This window comes from Faecalibacterium sp. DFI.5.82 (genome assembly GCF_029076575.1).
Lineage (GTDB): Bacteria > Bacillota > Clostridia > Oscillospirales > Ruminococcaceae > Faecalibacterium > Faecalibacterium duncaniae.
In genome coordinates this window covers 416,901-431,317 of sequence record NZ_JARFIS010000002.1, presented here as the reverse complement: position 1 = coordinate 431,317, position 14,417 = coordinate 416,901, and the positions used below count along the sequence as shown (strand labels likewise).

At 55.4% G+C, this 14,417-nt stretch carries 16 protein-coding genes and 1 pseudogene; 9 read left to right on the top strand and 8 right to left on the bottom strand.

Going from position 1 to position 14,417, the window contains the following annotated elements; translation table 11 throughout:
- Nucleotides 1–6 precede the first annotated feature (6 nt).
- The 7 genes and pseudogenes from P0G09_RS05580 to P0G09_RS05550 form a co-directional block, all read right to left on the bottom strand.
- Complete coding sequence (locus tag P0G09_RS05580; RefSeq protein WP_156070199.1) at nt 7–453, bottom strand: DUF3846 domain-containing protein; 447 nt, start codon at nt 451–453, stop codon at nt 7–9.
- A gap of 126 nt (nt 454–579) precedes the next feature.
- Entirely contained in the window at nt 580–1,002 is a 423-nt protein-coding gene (locus tag P0G09_RS05575; RefSeq protein ID WP_275252170.1) for a hypothetical protein, read from the bottom strand.
- A gap of 63 nt (nt 1,003–1,065) precedes the next feature.
- The gene (locus P0G09_RS05570; protein WP_275252169.1) at nt 1,066–2,001 is read right to left on the bottom strand and encodes a ParB/RepB/Spo0J family partition protein; all 936 of its coding nucleotides are present in this window, start codon (nt 1,999–2,001) and stop codon (nt 1,066–1,068) included.
- Nucleotides 1,958–2,791: a ParA family protein gene (locus P0G09_RS05565; protein WP_275252177.1), complete on the bottom strand. Its 834-nt coding sequence runs from the start codon at nt 2,789–2,791 to the stop codon at nt 1,958–1,960. The genes P0G09_RS05570 and P0G09_RS05565 overlap by 44 nt, the downstream gene beginning before the upstream one ends.
- Entirely contained in the window at nt 2,791–3,660 is an 870-nt protein-coding gene (locus P0G09_RS05560) for a DUF6017 domain-containing protein (protein ID WP_275252168.1), read from the bottom strand. The genes P0G09_RS05565 and P0G09_RS05560 overlap by 1 nt, the downstream gene beginning before the upstream one ends.
- A 126-nt stretch (nt 3,661–3,786) precedes the next feature.
- Nucleotides 3,787–4,149 carry a helix-turn-helix domain-containing protein gene (locus tag P0G09_RS05555; RefSeq protein ID WP_275252167.1) on the bottom strand — a complete coding sequence of 121 codons (363 nt, stop codon included), beginning with the start codon at nt 4,147–4,149 and terminating at the stop codon, nt 3,787–3,789.
- A 222-nt stretch (nt 4,150–4,371) separates the two neighbouring features.
- A pseudogene (locus P0G09_RS05550) lies at nt 4,372–4,575 on the bottom strand (tyrosine-type recombinase/integrase); the annotation flags it as partial.
- 128 nt (nt 4,576–4,703) lie between these two features.
- On the opposite strand from P0G09_RS05550, the gene P0G09_RS05545 reads away from it, so the two are divergent.
- The 7 genes from P0G09_RS05545 (at nt 4,704) to P0G09_RS05515 (ending at nt 12,009) form a co-directional block, all read left to right on the top strand.
- Nucleotides 4,704–5,369 carry a Crp/Fnr family transcriptional regulator gene (locus P0G09_RS05545; protein WP_275252166.1) on the top strand — a complete coding sequence of 222 codons (666 nt, stop codon included), beginning with the start codon at nt 4,704–4,706 and terminating at the stop codon, nt 5,367–5,369.
- A gap of 131 nt (nt 5,370–5,500) precedes the next feature.
- The gene (locus P0G09_RS05540; RefSeq protein WP_275252165.1) at nt 5,501–6,988 is read left to right on the top strand and encodes a histidine kinase; all 1,488 of its coding nucleotides are present in this window, start codon (nt 5,501–5,503) and stop codon (nt 6,986–6,988) included.
- Nucleotides 6,985–7,776, top strand: coding sequence for a helix-turn-helix domain-containing protein (locus P0G09_RS05535; RefSeq protein WP_249257338.1), 792 nt, complete (start codon nt 6,985–6,987; stop codon nt 7,774–7,776). The genes P0G09_RS05540 and P0G09_RS05535 overlap by 4 nt, the downstream gene beginning before the upstream one ends.
- A 216-nt stretch (nt 7,777–7,992) precedes the next feature.
- Nucleotides 7,993–9,027 carry a TRAP transporter substrate-binding protein gene (locus P0G09_RS05530; RefSeq protein WP_005931718.1) on the top strand — a complete coding sequence of 345 codons (1,035 nt, stop codon included), beginning with the start codon at nt 7,993–7,995 and terminating at the stop codon, nt 9,025–9,027.
- A gap of 11 nt (nt 9,028–9,038) precedes the next feature.
- Nucleotides 9,039–9,593 (top strand): TRAP transporter small permease, encoded by a 555-nt coding sequence (locus tag P0G09_RS05525; RefSeq protein ID WP_005931716.1) that lies wholly within the window; start codon nt 9,039–9,041, stop codon nt 9,591–9,593.
- Between the two features lie 3 nt (nt 9,594–9,596).
- Entirely contained in the window at nt 9,597–10,898 is a 1,302-nt protein-coding gene (locus tag P0G09_RS05520) for a TRAP transporter large permease (RefSeq protein ID WP_005931714.1), read from the top strand.
- Between the two features lie 124 nt (nt 10,899–11,022).
- Complete coding sequence (locus tag P0G09_RS05515; RefSeq protein WP_275252164.1) at nt 11,023–12,009, top strand: TRAP transporter substrate-binding protein; 987 nt, start codon at nt 11,023–11,025, stop codon at nt 12,007–12,009.
- 200 nt (nt 12,010–12,209) lie between these two features.
- Here the strand turns inward: P0G09_RS05515 and P0G09_RS05510 are convergent, their stop codons facing one another.
- Nucleotides 12,210–12,911, bottom strand: coding sequence for a hypothetical protein (locus tag P0G09_RS05510; protein WP_275252163.1), 702 nt, complete (start codon nt 12,909–12,911; stop codon nt 12,210–12,212).
- Between the two features lie 102 nt (nt 12,912–13,013).
- Between P0G09_RS05510 and P0G09_RS05505 the strand changes: the two genes are divergently transcribed.
- Together P0G09_RS05505 and P0G09_RS05500 are read left to right on the top strand one after the other, a co-directional pair.
- Nucleotides 13,014–14,039, top strand: coding sequence for a beta-galactosidase domain 4-containing protein (locus tag P0G09_RS05505; protein WP_275252162.1), 1,026 nt, complete (start codon nt 13,014–13,016; stop codon nt 14,037–14,039).
- 184 nt (nt 14,040–14,223) lie between these two features.
- Nucleotides 14,224–14,406 carry a hypothetical protein gene (locus P0G09_RS05500; protein WP_275252161.1) on the top strand — a complete coding sequence of 61 codons (183 nt, stop codon included), beginning with the start codon at nt 14,224–14,226 and terminating at the stop codon, nt 14,404–14,406.
- Nucleotides 14,407–14,417: the final 11 nt, after the last annotated feature.

The following is a 14,417-nucleotide window of genomic DNA, read 5'->3' as shown; positions in this document are numbered from 1 at the left end:
ATCGTCTTAGCGGTCATGTTCCACCGGGGGCTTGTTTACAGCCTTTTCTGCATCACTCTGAACTGATTCATCCGGAACCGGAATGACCATCAGGCGACGCCCCAGAGGGAGAAAGGCTTCGGGTTGATGGAATTCTTCTTTATACTTTTGCGCCAGCTCCGGGGAGAGCGATACAAAATCTTCCTCGCTTAGGCCAACCACCAAAAAGGTTCCGGCAATGACATCGTACATCAGCCCGTCCTCGTCCCACAGGGCACGGTTCAGCGGCAGACCCATGAGCTTGCCGTCATCGTTGTAGACGATGGCAACCGGATCTTCAAAAGGATAGCTTGCGCCGATGGAGCCGCCCACCGCCTGCTGCAAGGCTTTCAGGTCGTTATCGATCTCGACCTGCTGCGGATACTGTCCCGGCGCAATTTTCAGCACCGACAAGGTGTTTTCAGCCATGCGAATCCTCCTTTCCGTTCAGTCCGATCTCACCGCTCCGTGCCGCCTACATCAAAGCCGCCAAGAAGAAACCGAAAAAGGCACCAGCTTCAAAAAATGCGAAACCAATAAAAAAGTTCAGCATGACACACCTCAGTCGATGCAGATGCAGGGCAACTTCTGGTCGTCTGCCATCAGGGTGATGCTGTGGCTTGCCAGATACTTCTGGAACAGGTAGACCTCATCGATGGTTAGGGAGATGACCTCGCCGTCCATGTTGGTGTGGACCAGAATCACCGGACCGGTCAGGTAGTGCTTGCCGCCCATCTTCAGCACTTGCGCCGGATTGTAGCAGAGCAGCAGTGAGGTATCAGGGAGGTTCAGGCAGGCATCATCCTCCTCAAAGCAGGGCAGGATGCCGGGAGCCTCATCCAGCGTGATGACGGTCAGCTCCATATCCGGGGCAATGGCTGCGAGGTAGACCTCGCCGCCCCGGTTTGCCGCCAGTGCAGCGCAGATACGCACGTCAATGGTGACCTCCTCGGAGCGGATGGTACGGGTAGCGTTGTTTTTCATAGGCTTTTCTCCTTTTAGTTGCAAAAGAAAAAGACCCCATCGGGTCTTGCGTTACGGTATAAGTCAGCGTTCGTTCTGCCGCTGCTGTTTACGTTGCCACTGTTCCAGCAGCTTGATGATAGTGTCTTCCATCTGTTTCGGGGTGTAGCTGCGCGGGAAATACTTCCGCAGGGTGTCGTTTTTGATGACCACCTTGTCCAGCTCGTCCTTTTTCTCTTCTCCCATGACCGCAAAGGCAACATCATACGAAAAGTGCCCTTCCTGTGCCAGCTTTTTAAGCCGCTGCGCTTGGGAAAGGGACGGTGCATTCTGGGTGTCGTTCATTGCTTCTAAAAAATCCCGCTGTTGGCTTTCGTCCAGATAGGACAATTCCACAGCGGGATTGAAGGCGATTTTCTTTTCGTCCACCATGTCCAGAAGTTCGGGGACAAGGTTGGTCAGGCGGATATAGCGGAAAATTTGATTCTTACTAGTTCCGAGTTCTTCAGCCATCTCCTTACTAGATAGTGTACCGAAATTATTCCCAACTTGGGAATAATTATCTTGCGTAGGACGTCCTGCCTGATGCTTCATGGCTTCCAGCTTCATCTTGTAAGCGAAAGCCCTCTCGCTTGGCAAGATGGTTTCGCGTTGAAGATTGCTGTCTACCATGAGCAAAACAGCGGCATCATCATCCATATTGCGGACAATGACCGGCAGGGTGTCCAGTCCGGCAAGCTGTGCAGCGTGCTGACGGCGATGCCCGGAGATGATCTCGTAGCCACCTTCCGGGCGTGGGCGTGCAATCAGCGGAGAAAGCACGCCGTACTGTTCTACGCTTTCCACCGTGCGCTGCATGGACTCATCATCCAAGACCTTAAAGGGGTGGTTTTTGAAAGGGAACAGCTCTCCGATGGGAATCTGCTGCACCTGTTCCCGCTGCTGCTCCTGCCGGGACTCCTCGGTGGAGAAGATGTCATCTGCCCCTTTCAGCGACACGTTTAAGCTGTTTTTCGGCATTCGCCATCACCTCCTTCGTCAGAGAGCGGTAGGCTTCGGCCACCTTGCCTTTGGGATCGTGCTGGAAAATGCTCTTACCCACGGCACTGATCTCCGCAGCACGGACAGACCGGGGAATGGTCTGGTCGAACACCTTGATCTTGCTGCCGTAGGCACCCCGAATCAAATTGTCGATCTGCTGTCCGTAGTTGGTGCGGCTGTCGGTCATAGTCAGCAGGATGCCCTCGATTTTCAATTTCGGGTTGATCTGCCGCCGGACTTTTTGGACGGTCTGCAAAAGCTGTTCCAAGCCCTTCGCAGACAGGTACTGCACCTGCACCGGAATCAGGGTGGTGTCCGCCGCTGCCAAGGCATTGATGGTCAGCATCCCAAGGGAAGGAGCGCAGTCCAGCAGAATGAAATCGTATTCATGCTTTGCCTCTTCCAGCACCTGTTTCAGCATTTTTTCCCGGTTTATGCAGTTGACGAGGGAAACTTCCAGCCCTGCTAGCTCGATGTTTGCCGGAATCAGGTCAACGCCCTCCGCATGGTGCAGGATGCCTTCACCGGGCGGAATACTCTGATCGTTCATGGCTTTTGCCATCAGAGTGGAAAGGGTGGTGGGCAGTTCATCGGGCTGCTGCCAGCCCATGCTGATGGTCAAGCTGCCCTGCGGGTCAGCGTCCACCAACAGGACCTTCTTGCCCTCCATCGCCAGACCGATGCCTAGATTTTCACAGGTCGTGGTCTTCCCGGTGCCGCCTTTCTGGTTGACGATGGCAATTGTGGTTGCTTTCTTTGAAATTTTTATCACCCCCGCATCGCTAGGTCGTGGTTGGTTTGGTTCTGGTAGGAAAGCTGCATCGTGGTGGGTGCGTTGTACAGAGAAGCGAGCAGGTATTGTTTCATGTTACGAATCGGGCTGCTGTTCTCTGCAAGGCGCTTCAGCACAAAGCAGATATGGTCGGCGTTCAGATTCATAAACCGGCTGCGTACCACCTCGGCGGGCTTATCGTCCCCGGCGATGTGCAGCATCTTGCGTTTGGTGGCACAGGTGTCTACCAGTAAATCCACGATTTGATAGATGGTGTCCTCATCGTCCGGGCAGAGCCGGAGCAGAAGTTCCACCTCTAAAGACTGAGAAAAAAATTCTTCCAGTTGGGTGCGTTTGCTCATCTCATCCGATTCTTCAGAATAGAAGGGATCAGTCTCACTCATTTCAGTATCATTCTCTTTAGTCTTATTACATCGTGATTTTGAAGGGTCTTGACTTGCGTTTTTGAAGCCTCCAGAATCGTGAAAATCACGATTCTGGAATATTGATTTTGACGATTCTGCCGAAAAGTTCTTCACATACACCAAACTTGGCTTTCCCAGACCTCTTCGTTTTCGTTCAATCAAACCAAACTTTTCGAGTTCCCGGAGCAGCTTGGTCGCTTTGTTGTCTGCGCAACACAAAGTCCTCTTGACATCCTCTATCGTGAAGATGATGAACACCCGGTTCTGCTCGTCCAGCCAGCCGTTTTTCACGGACAGGCTCATGCGGTCCAGCAGGATGCCGTACAGGGTTTTGGCATCGGTTGACAGATCTTGAAACCGCTGCTCCTGAAAAAGAGCCTTTGGAATGCGGTAGAAGGAGAACAGCTCTCCGGCTTGTCCGTAGAAGTAGTCAAGTGTCATGTGGCTTTTTCAACGTTTTCGCTCCAGCTTGTGTTCAAAAAATCGACCGCCTTTCGTTTGAAAATAAAAAGCGCACTCTTTTCTTATTGAAAAGTGGTGCGCTATGTAATATAATGGCTGTATAATTTAGCTATCCAAAAGATAGTCGATGAGATATTCTTTCGGAATCATGAAAGATCGTCCGACTTTCAGGCAGCGAATTCTATGTTGATGGATTCTTCTGATGATGGCAGTCTGGCTTTTGAAACCGAGTAAAGTTGTTGCTTCTTCGACAGACAGCACATCAGGATAGTTCACAAATAATTTTTTATAATACTCTTTTGCTTGAATTTGATTCATTATCCTTGACTTTCCTTTCGTTTTGTGCCTAAGCAGAGGAGCGTTTTGCCCTGCATCCCTCCTGAACATCCCTCCAATTTCCATTTGGGCGGTCCAAACCGAAAAAACAGAGTAGGGGGAAAACGCATCGAAAAATCGTGGATATTCCAAATTATTGTTCGTTGAGGCGTGAATTTTGCATTTGCACAGTGGGAACCAGATATCACTAGATATCACTGGATGACACCAGATGGAAGATGAGGACAAAAACTCAAAATCCCTTGTGCTAATAACACGTGTGGGTTCGACCCCCACCACCGGCATTGAAAAGCAGCTTAGAATCGTAAGATTTTAGGCTGCTTTTCTTTTTTATCCCCCGCATCCGGCTCATTTTCACACTTTTGTCTCCTCCGGGAAGATCCAGACGATGGCATTGGCAGAAGATACCTTACTGGAGAAATCCAGATGTGTATAAATGTTGCTTGTTGTGCTGATGTCACTGTGACCGAGCCACTCCTGAATTTCCTTCAGGCTCACGCCATTGGCATAGAGCAGACTGGCGCAGCTATGGCGCAGGTCGTGGAAACGGATTTTTCTTCGTCAATATGGATGATCTTCCGAATCATATCTATACTCTCCTGTTGTGGGTGTTTTTTGCATTTGCATCCTTATTATAGTATACTAAAGGCAACTTGTATGTTTGAATTCCAACAAGGAGGGCTTTTATGCAAAAATATCTGCCTGTTCTGCGGAACTGCCCCTTTTTTACCGGGCTTACCGACGATGAGATCCTGTCCATCCTGCACTGTGTCAGTGCAGCGAAAATCACCCGGCCCCGGGGCTCCTACATTTTCCGTGCCGGAGATTCCACGGAGGTCATGGGGCTTATGTTGTCCGGCTCCACCCTTGTGATTCAGGAGGATCTTTGGGGACACCGCAACATCCTGTCCAAGTGCGATAACGGAGACTTTTTCGGCGAGCCTTACGCCGCCACTCCCGGTGCCATCCTGAACATCAGCGTGGTGGCAGAGGAGGATTGCGAAATCCTGCTGCTGAACGTCAAGCGGTTGCTCACCTCCTGCCCCACCGCCTGCGACCATCACCAGAAACTCATCCGCAATCTGGTCAGCGTTCTGGCAAACAAAATACTGCTTTTTAACGATAAGATCACCCATGTCAGCAAGCGCACCACCCGGGAAAAACTGCTGTCCTACCTGTCTGCCGAATCCATCCGGCAGTCCTCCCTTTCCTTTGACATTCCCTTTGACCGTCAACAGTTGGCGGATTTTCTCTGCGTGGAGCGTGCCGCCATGTCGGTGGAGCTTTCCAAGCTGCAAAAGGAAGGGCTGCTGGTCACCAAACGGAATCATTTTCAGTTGTTGACCCGCTGACAGCCTGGCACATTGCCTGCAAGCACCGGTTCCCTTGCGAAAACCGGTGCTTTTTTGCAGTTGCACTTTCCCCGGGAGATTATTATACTTATAGAAAAGGCCGGGTGCTGCAAGGGCAGGAGGGAAAGCGTATGGCACGGAACAAAACCGCGCAGGGCGGTATATCCCTGCGCCGCAAGGTCACGGCATGGCTTGCCGCGATTTTGCTGGTCACCATGCTTTCCACTGGCATTGCTACCATGGCAGGTCAGTGGACGGTGCGCTCCTTTGATACGCTGCTGGCCGACAACGCCGTCTGCTACACGGTGCAGAACGCCCTCAAGGACGAAGCACAAGCCTTTGCACGCTATGTGCGTCAGCCTACTTCTGAAACGGAGCAGGCCTATGCCGCTGCCTGCACCGCTTCCGAACAGAGCCTTGCGGCCCTGCCCTTCGATTATGCCCGCATCGGTGAAGAACGCTATGCCCGTACATGGAACCTTTTGCAAGGGTATGCGGGCTATCGGCAGGAGCGGGATGCCTTTTTGCAGCTTTCCCCCTCGGCAGATACCTATATTGAACGGATGTACCATGTGATGGCGCTGCAGGACTACCTTGCCGAGTATGCGCTACGGCTGACACAGGCCACGCTGGAACAGGAAAACGCCCTTTACAGCAGCACGGCGGCTCACATCCGGCATCTGCCGTGGCTGTATCTGGGGCTGTTCCTGACGGCAGCCGCGCTGATGCTGCTGCTTATCCGGGTGCTGAGTCGTGCGGTGGTGCGTCCGCTGCTGCGGTTGGCACAGGCCTCCCGCAGCATTGCCGAGGGGGATCTTTCAAGTCCGGATCTTCCGGTGAAAAGCAGCGACGAAGTGGGGCGGCTGACGGGAACCTTCAACCAGATGAAGCACGCCATGGCGCAGCAGCTGACCACCCAGCAGGCCTTGCACCGGGAAGAGATGCGGAACCTTGCGCTGGAAAAGGATCTGGAACACACCCGGCTGGAGGTGCTTAAAAGTCAGGTGAATCCGCATTTTCTGTTCAACACCCTGAACATGATCTCCTGCATGGCGCGGCTGGAGGATGCTTCCACCACCGACCAGATGATCGTGCATCTGGGCAGTTTGTTCCGGCACAATCTGCGCACCAAGCGTCAGCAGATCACGCTGGAGGAGGAACTGGACGGGCTGGAGGATTACATTTATTTGCAGCAGATGCGGTTCGACGGACGCATTACCGTTGAAAAAAGCATCCGGGTGCAGCCTGCTGCGGTTTTGGTGCCGTCCTTTATGCTGCAGCCGGTGGTGGAAAACGCTTACTCGCATGGGCTCAAGTCCTGCGAGGAAGGCGGACGCATCCTGCTGCGAGCATGGATGCAGGGCAAGGTGCTGGTGCTCACAGTCGCGGACAACGGCAAGGGAATGACCTCAGAGGAACTGGACGCTGTGCAAACTAAAATTGCGCAGAGCGAGCAGACCGGACGCAGCATTGGCCTTGGCAATATTTCCCGCCGCATCGGGATGCTGTATCCGGGCGGAAAAATGCAGATATACAGCCGCGCAGGTCACGGTACTGTGGTGCGGTTTGAGCTCCCGCAGACGCAGCAGCCGGAAGAAAAGGAGGAGACGCTCTCGTGAAGTGCAAATTGCTGGTGGCAGAGGATGAATTGATCGAGCGCAAGGTGCTGTGCCGGACTTTGCAGAAGTATCTGGGAGACCTGATCTGCCTGTATGAAGCCAAAAACGGCAGAGAGGCTCTGGAAATTTTTGCCCGCGAAGCGCCGCAGGTGGCTGTGCTGGACATTGAAATGCCGGGTCTCACCGGGCTGGAGGTGGCGCGCAAGATCCGAGAAACAGACAGAAATTGCGCCATCCTGTTCCTGACCGGCTTTGATAAGTTCGACTATGCACGGCAGGCGATCTCTGTACGGGCGATGGACTATCTGCTCAAGCCTTACAACGAGCAAGAACTGGTATTCGCGGTGGAGGATGCCATCCGGCAGGTGTCGGTGCCGCTGCCTGCCCACCCGGCACAGCCCCCTGCGCCTGAACAGCCTGTCCGCCGGGAAGAGGACGAGGATATGCGTACCGCCATCATCCGTGCCGAGATCAGCCGCTTCATCAACGCCCACTATAGGGAGGATATCTCCATGCAGGATGCCGCCGCTGCGCTGCGCTACTCGGACGCCTACTTCTGCAAGCTGTTCAAGCAGTGCTTCAAGGTAAACTTTTCGGCCTACCTGAACGAATACCGGGTGAACAAGGCGCGCCAGCTGATTTTGGACCCGCGCCTGAGCCTGAAGGATATCGGTGCTGCTGTGGGTTACAGCGACGCCAACTATTTTACAAGGGTGTTCAAGCGCCTGACCGGCCAGACCCCTTCGGAATACCGCGTAGCCGCAGCGGAAAAAGCGGCACAAGGATAAATCGAATCCAAAAGAAGCACTCGTTCTTTCCTGCCTGTCAGCAGGAGAGGAACGAGTGCTTTTTTATTTTTGCCAGTTTCTTTCGTCCAAAAAACACAAAAATTGTACTTGGATACAACAAAGACAAAATCGTGCTGCGTTTCACAAAATAATCCGGTTTCACAAAAATGAACGAGTTGTTAAAATAAAATCATAGAAAAAACGCGAAAAGAGAGGATGCCATTCATGAAGAGAAGAACGTTTCTGTCGCTGATGGGCGCGGCGGCACTGACCAGCAGCATGATGCTTACCGGCTGCGGCGCCGGCTCTGGTGACGACCGCAAGATCGTGCGCATCGGCCATGTGCAGTCCCAGACCCACCCGGATCATCTGGGACTGGAAGCCTTTGCCAACTACATCAACGAGAAGCTGGGCGACAAGTACCGCGTGGAGGTGTACCCCAGCGAGTTGCTGGGCTCCCAGACCGAAATGGTGCAGCTGACCCAGACCGGTGCCATCGACTTTGTGGTGGCATCCACTGCCATCATGGAGACCTTCAGTGCCAAATACCAAATCTTCAACCTGCCTTACCTGTTCTCCAGCGTAGAAGCCTACCACGAGGCGATGGACGACCCCGAGGTGACGGACCCCATTTTCAAGACCACTTCCAAGGCTGGTCTGGAAACGGTGGCATGGCTGGATGCCGGCACCCGCAACTTCTACACCATCAAGACCCCCATCAACCAGCCCTCCGACCTGAAGGGTCTGAAGATCCGCGTGCAGCAGTCGCCCACCAACGTGGAAATGATGCGTCTGCTGGGCGGCACCGCTACGCCCATGGGCTTCGGCGATGTGTACACCGCCTTGCAGGCCGGTATTCTGGACGGTGCCGAAAACAACGAGCTGGCTCTGACCGATAACGGTCACGGCGATATCTGCAAGTATTACTCCTACGATATGCACCAGATGGTGCCGGATCTGCTGGTGGCAAACTACGCCTTCCTGAACGAACTCAGCGACGAGGAACGCGCAATCTTTGAAGAGGGCTTCCAGATCGTGAAGCGCACCGAGCAGGATGCTTGGGAGGATGCTGTGGCTGAGGCGAAAGATAAGGCCGAGAATGAGCAGCACGTCAACTTTATTTACCCGGACACTGCACCGTTTCAGGAGGCTATGGCCCCCCTGCACGATTCCGTGCTGGCAGCAAACCCGGAACTGCAGCCCATTTATGACCTGATCCAGCAGCACAACGCTGCCCATACTGCGGACTGAGGAGGAGCATCATGGAAAAACTGAGAAATACCCTGAACAAGGTGCTCAACCTGCTGGCAGGTCTGAGCATGACGGTCATGGTGGTGCTGACCACCTATCAGGTCATCGTACGTTATATCTTCAACTCTCCCTCCACATGGTCGGAGGAACTGGTGGGTTATCTGTTCGGCTGGAGCACCATGCTGGGTGCCACCATCGTCTCCGGCGAGCGCGGCCACATGAACATTCCCGTGCTGGTGGACCGGTTCAACCCCACCATGCGCAAGGCGTTCCACATCTTTGCCGAGGTCATCGCCTTCCTCTTCTCTGCTACCATTCTGGTGTTCGGCGGTTTTCAGGTGTCCCAGCTGGCTATGGGACAGCAGACCTCCTCGTTGGGCGTTGCCGTGGGCGTGTTCTACTGGGTCATGCCCATCTGCGGCGTGATCATTCTGGTGTATTCCGTACTGAACATTATCGGCATCGCCAACGGCTCCATCTGTCTGGATACCCCGGAGGATGCAGACTTTGCAAAGGTGGAAGCCGAAATGGCTGCCGATGCCGACAAGGAAAATAAGGAGGACTAAGCTGTGGCAATTCAAGCGTTACTCGTAATTCTGGCAGTGCTGCTGGTGCTGCTGTTCCTCGGCGTGCCCATCTCGTACGCCATTGCAGTCTCTTCCCTGACTGCCATCCTTTCTTCCATTGATCTGAATGTTGCCGTGCTGACCGCTGCCCAGCGCACCTTTGTGGGCATGAGCAAGTTCAGCCTGACCGCCATCCCGTTCTTTATTCTGGCCGGCAACATCATGAATCAGGGCGGCATCGCCAAGCGTCTGGTGGATTTCGTCATGGCTATTCTGGGCAAGATGCCTGGCGCACTGCTGGTGACCAACATCGGCACCAACGCCCTGTTCGGTGCCATCTCCGGCTCTGCATCTGCTGCGGCTGCTGCTGTTGGCTCCATGATCCGCGACGGTGCCGACGAGCAGGGCTACGACCCCGCCGTGACCGCTGCCACCAACGCCGCTTCCTCCTGCTCCGGCCTGCTGATCCCGCCGTCCAACGCCTTGATCACCTACTCGCTGGCATCCGGCGGTACCTCTGTGGCTGCGCTGTTCATGGCCGGTTACATTCCCGGCATCATCTGGGCGCTGTGCTGCTGCGTGGTGGGCGTGCTGCTGGCGGTCAAGCTGGGCTATAAAGGCACCCCCGGCAAGTTTGACTGGAAAAATCTCGGTGTCTGCACCCTGCGCGCTCTGCCTTCCCTGTCCCTGATCATCGTGGTCATCGGCGGCATCATCGGCGGTGTGTTCTCTGCCACCGAAGGCTCTGCCATCGCGGTCGTCTATGCGCTGGTACTGGCTTTCTGCTACCGCTCCATCAACCTGAAGAGCCTGTGGAAGATCATCGTGGACTCTGCCAAGATGTCCGGCATGGTGGTGTTCCTTGTAGGTGTTTCCAACATTCTGGGCTGGGTCATGGCCTTTTTGCAGATCCCGGATGCTGTGGCGGCAGCCCTGCTGAGCCTGACCAGCAACAAGTACATCATCCTGCTCATCATGAACGTGATCCTGCTGGTGTCCGGCACCTTTATGGATGTGACCCCGGCCATCCTCATCTTCACCCCGCTGTTCCTGCCCATCTGCCAGAGCTTTGGCATGAGCACCATCCAGTTCGGTCTGATCCTCGTGTATAACCTGTGCATCGGCAACATCACCCCGCCTGTGGGCAACGCACTGTTCGTGGGCATCAAGGTGGGCCGCACCTCGCTTTCCAAGGTCATGCCGTACATGCTTATGTACTATGTGGCCATCATCGGCGGCCTGCTGCTGGTCACCTTTATCCCGGCAGTGTCTACCGCACTGCCGCAGGCAATGGGCCTGATGTAACTGAGACATCCCCTTCTTCTTCTAAAAAAGGCGGTACCTGCTTTGCGGCGGGCACTGCCTTTTCCTGTCTCTTGCACAAAGGCAGCCTTGTGCGCTATACTATCTGCAAAGGGAGGGAGACACCATGCGCAGACGGACTTTTTTAGCCGGACTGGGCTTTGCAGCCTTGCAGCTGGCAGGCTGTGCCGCAAAGCTGCAGACCACACCGGACTATGTGCTGACCTATGCCGACAACCAGCCCGCCGGATACCCCACCACGCAGGGCGCGCAGTATTTTGCGGACCTTGTGCAGCAGCAGACCGGGGGCAAGGTGGTCATTCAGGTCAAAGCGAACGGCGAGTACGGCTCAGAGCAGCAAGTGTGGGAGCAGCTTGCCATTGGCGGCATAGATTTTGCCCGTGTGTCACTCTCGGTGGCCACGGACGATCTGCCCCGGCTCAACGTACTGCTGCTGCCGTATCTCTACCGGGATGCCGACCACATGTGGCGCGTGCTGGACGGCAGCATCGGGGCTGAGTTTTTGCAGGACTTTGCTGCGCAGGGAAGGGTGGGCCTGAGCTGGTACGACGCGGGTGCCCGCTCGTTCTATGCCCGTCAGCCGGTGCGCAGCCTGAACGATCTGCAGGGCAAGACCATCCGCGTGCAGGATTCGCAGATCGTGATCGACATGATCCGCCTGCTGGGTGCAGTGCCGGAGACCACGGCGTACAGCGACGTCTACTCGGCGCTTGAGACTGGGCAGATCGATGCCGCCGAAAACAACTGGCCGGCCTACTATTCCATGGAGCACTACAAGGTGGCACGGTACTACATGGCCGATGAGCACAGCCGCGTACCGGAGGTGCAGCTGGCTTCCGGTCGCACATGGGATGCACTGCCGGAGGAATACCGGCAGACCCTGCAAGCGTGCGCCCGGGCATCGGCGCAGTATGAGCGCCAGCTCTGGGCACAGGAGGAAACCGCCGCCCGCAAAGCAGCCCTTGCAGGCGGCTGCATCGAACTGCCGCTGCCCGAAGAAGAAATGCAGAGTTTCCGGCAACTGGTGCAGCCGCTGTACCGGAAATACTGTGCCGACTATCTGCCGCTGGTGGAAGAGATACAGGCAGAGTGACAGCAGAGAAAGGGACGAGTCAAATAAAAAAGCTCACAGCTTTGAGGTTATGCTGCGGAGCACTTTTTCTCCACGCCCACTCCGTGGAACAGCAAACAAGCCAGACCGGCGGGTCTGGCTTGTTTGCAATATCAAAATAAATGTTTCCGCTGAATATACCCAAGGTGCAGCGGAGGACCTTCTGAATCAAAAACTCTCCCTCAGCTCACATATCCATCGGTCACGCTGATGATGTTGGCATTGCCTTCCAGACTTTCATACACGTTCACGACGGCATAGTGCATCTCAGCACCCGGATAAACCGTGGTTGCTTCGCACAGGATGCGGTAGTTCGTGCCTGCCACGGTCTGGGTGCTCAGCAAGGTCACTGGCACATAATCCACACCTACAAGGCCCTCGGTGGCCTTGTTGAACGCTGCCGTGGCTTCCTCCGTCATGGCGGGGGACTCCGCTTCCTGCCAGGTGCCCACAGCGCCTTCCTCATAGTCCAGATTTGTCAGGCACAGTGGATCGCCGATGTCCAGAATTTCTGCCTTGCCCAGCCAGCCGCACTGCAGCGTGACCACCACATACTCTTCCTGTGCGCCCGGTACGACGACAGTCGCCTTGCACAGAATGCGGTGCTGGGTACCGAAGCCGGTGGTGCGGCTTGCCAGCAGGGCTACAGGCGTATAGGAAACGCCCTCCAGACCATCAAAGGCCTTGTCGAACACTTTGCGGACTTTCTCGGTCAGTGCCGGGTCGGAAGCACGCTTCCAGCTGCCGGAAATGCAGCTTTCCTCAGCCACGGCAAAAACCGGCTCCGCCGTCTCTGCCGAAAGTGCGTATGCCTGTACCGCACCGCCTGCCAGCAGGGAAAGGGCCATCACAGCCGTCATGCAAACAGAAACCGTCTTTTTCATAATGATATCCCCTCTTTTTATTGTGTGTTGCTGCCGGGGTGTACACCCGGTTTTGTCGCTTCATTCTGGATACGAATGAGCCGCCCCCGGAATTGCACTGGTTTGAAATATTTTCCAAAAAAAGAAAAAAGCCTCGACCTCTCAAGCCCTGTTATTCCGCAGGTTGTGCCCGGCTTTGCCTACGGCGGCGACTTTGGTGACCGCCCCACCGACCGGGAATTCTGTGTGGACGGCCTTGTGCTGCCCGACCGCCGTAACACCCCCAAGATGGATGCGGTCAAGGCGGCATACGCCCCCTTGAAAATCACCCTGACCGACACGGAAGCAATCGTTGAAAACCGGAACCTCTTTACCGACCTGAGCGCCTACGACTTGGTGTTTGCATCTTCGGTCAACGGCAAGCAGGAGCGCCGCGCGGTGCTCCGGGCAGACTGTGCACCCGGTAAAACCGTGCACATCGCGTTCCCGTTCGCTCTGCCGGAAGCAGGGCTTGCCTGCATGACCGTTACCGCTGTGCAGCGGGCTGTGCTGCCCGGCATCCCAGCGGGCTATGAAGCCGCTTTTGGGCAGGTATGGCACAACCACGTCGCCGCCCGGCTGACCCTGCCCGCTCCGCAGCTGGTAGAGATGGACTGCAACATCGGCGTAAAGGGCGAGGGCTTCGAGTATATTTTCGGCCGCGGCAAGGGGCTTGTGTCCATCCGCTATAACGGCGTGCAGCTGCTGGACGATACCGTGCGCCCTAACTTCTGGCGTGCGCCCACTAACAACGGCAAAACCAGCCGACACCACCCGGAGCACCGGGTGGAAGTCTGCTGGTTTGCACGCATTCCGTGGCGCGCTGTGGGTACTCCGCCCGGCAGACGTTTCGGAATCAGAATGAAGGAATGGGTGAAAAAGGAGGAAGGGGGTTCTTTTGGTGAGACCTCAGAACAGCAGCCCACAGGCTACGCAGCCCACAGCGACCATAATGGCAGATGCAACCCATGCGTAGGGGAGAGTGTGCTTCTGGTGGTCGCCCAGGTCCTGGCCGGAGCGGGCCAGTTCGTTGAAGGTGTTGGTGGTCTTTGCTTCGGTCAGACCGGTGACCTCCTGCGCGGGGATGCCTGCAAGCAGCAGAAGGTGTGAAATAAAAGGACAGCCGACTGGTGGTGCGCAAACAGGTCAAAGCGCTGACGGTATTGTATCTGGTTCCCTGCCAGCATTTTGGAGTGTACTTTGCGCCGTATCAGATCTTGCTGGTGATGGGCGCTGTTTTTGTTCTGCTGGCGATCCCGTTCCTCCTGTTCTATGATCGAACAGTGCTGCCCCTATGCAACAGATGCCTGCCGCGGCAGGAATGCACCTGTATGCCAACGGCTACCGCCCTGTTATAGATGCTCTGCTGCCGCTGCTGCTCTATTGCGTGCTGCCCTGTGTTGTGCTAAAATCATTTTGTATTGAGTATTCGGAAAAGGGAGCTGTGGAGCTGGCTGCCGCGTTGGGCTTTGCATGAGTCTGAAAACA

Bases quoted from the DNA above. Each gene is read 5' to 3' on its own strand.
- P0G09_RS05575 (WP_275252170.1), bottom strand. From the start codon at position 1,002: ATGAAAAACAACGCTACCCGTACCATCCGCTCCGAGGAGGTCACCATT.
- P0G09_RS05570 (WP_275252169.1), bottom strand. From the start codon at position 2,001: ATGCCGAAAAACAGCTTAAACGTGTCGCTGAAAGGGGCAGATGACATC.
- P0G09_RS05560 (WP_275252168.1), bottom strand. From the start codon at position 3,660: ATGACACTTGACTACTTCTACGGACAAGCCGGAGAGCTGTTCTCCTTC.
- P0G09_RS05545 (WP_275252166.1), top strand. From the start codon at position 4,704: ATGCAAAAATATCTGCCTGTTCTGCGGAACTGCCCCTTTTTTACCGGG.
- P0G09_RS05540 (WP_275252165.1), top strand. From the start codon at position 5,501: ATGGCACGGAACAAAACCGCGCAGGGCGGTATATCCCTGCGCCGCAAG.
- P0G09_RS05530 (WP_005931718.1), top strand. From the start codon at position 7,993: ATGCCATTCATGAAGAGAAGAACGTTTCTGTCGCTGATGGGCGCGGCG.
- P0G09_RS05525 (WP_005931716.1), top strand. From the start codon at position 9,039: ATGGAAAAACTGAGAAATACCCTGAACAAGGTGCTCAACCTGCTGGCA.
- P0G09_RS05515 (WP_275252164.1), top strand. From the start codon at position 11,023: ATGCGCAGACGGACTTTTTTAGCCGGACTGGGCTTTGCAGCCTTGCAG.
- P0G09_RS05510 (WP_275252163.1), bottom strand. From the start codon at position 12,911: ATGAAAAAGACGGTTTCTGTTTGCATGACGGCTGTGATGGCCCTTTCC.
- P0G09_RS05500 (WP_275252161.1), top strand. From the start codon at position 14,224: ATGCAACAGATGCCTGCCGCGGCAGGAATGCACCTGTATGCCAACGGC.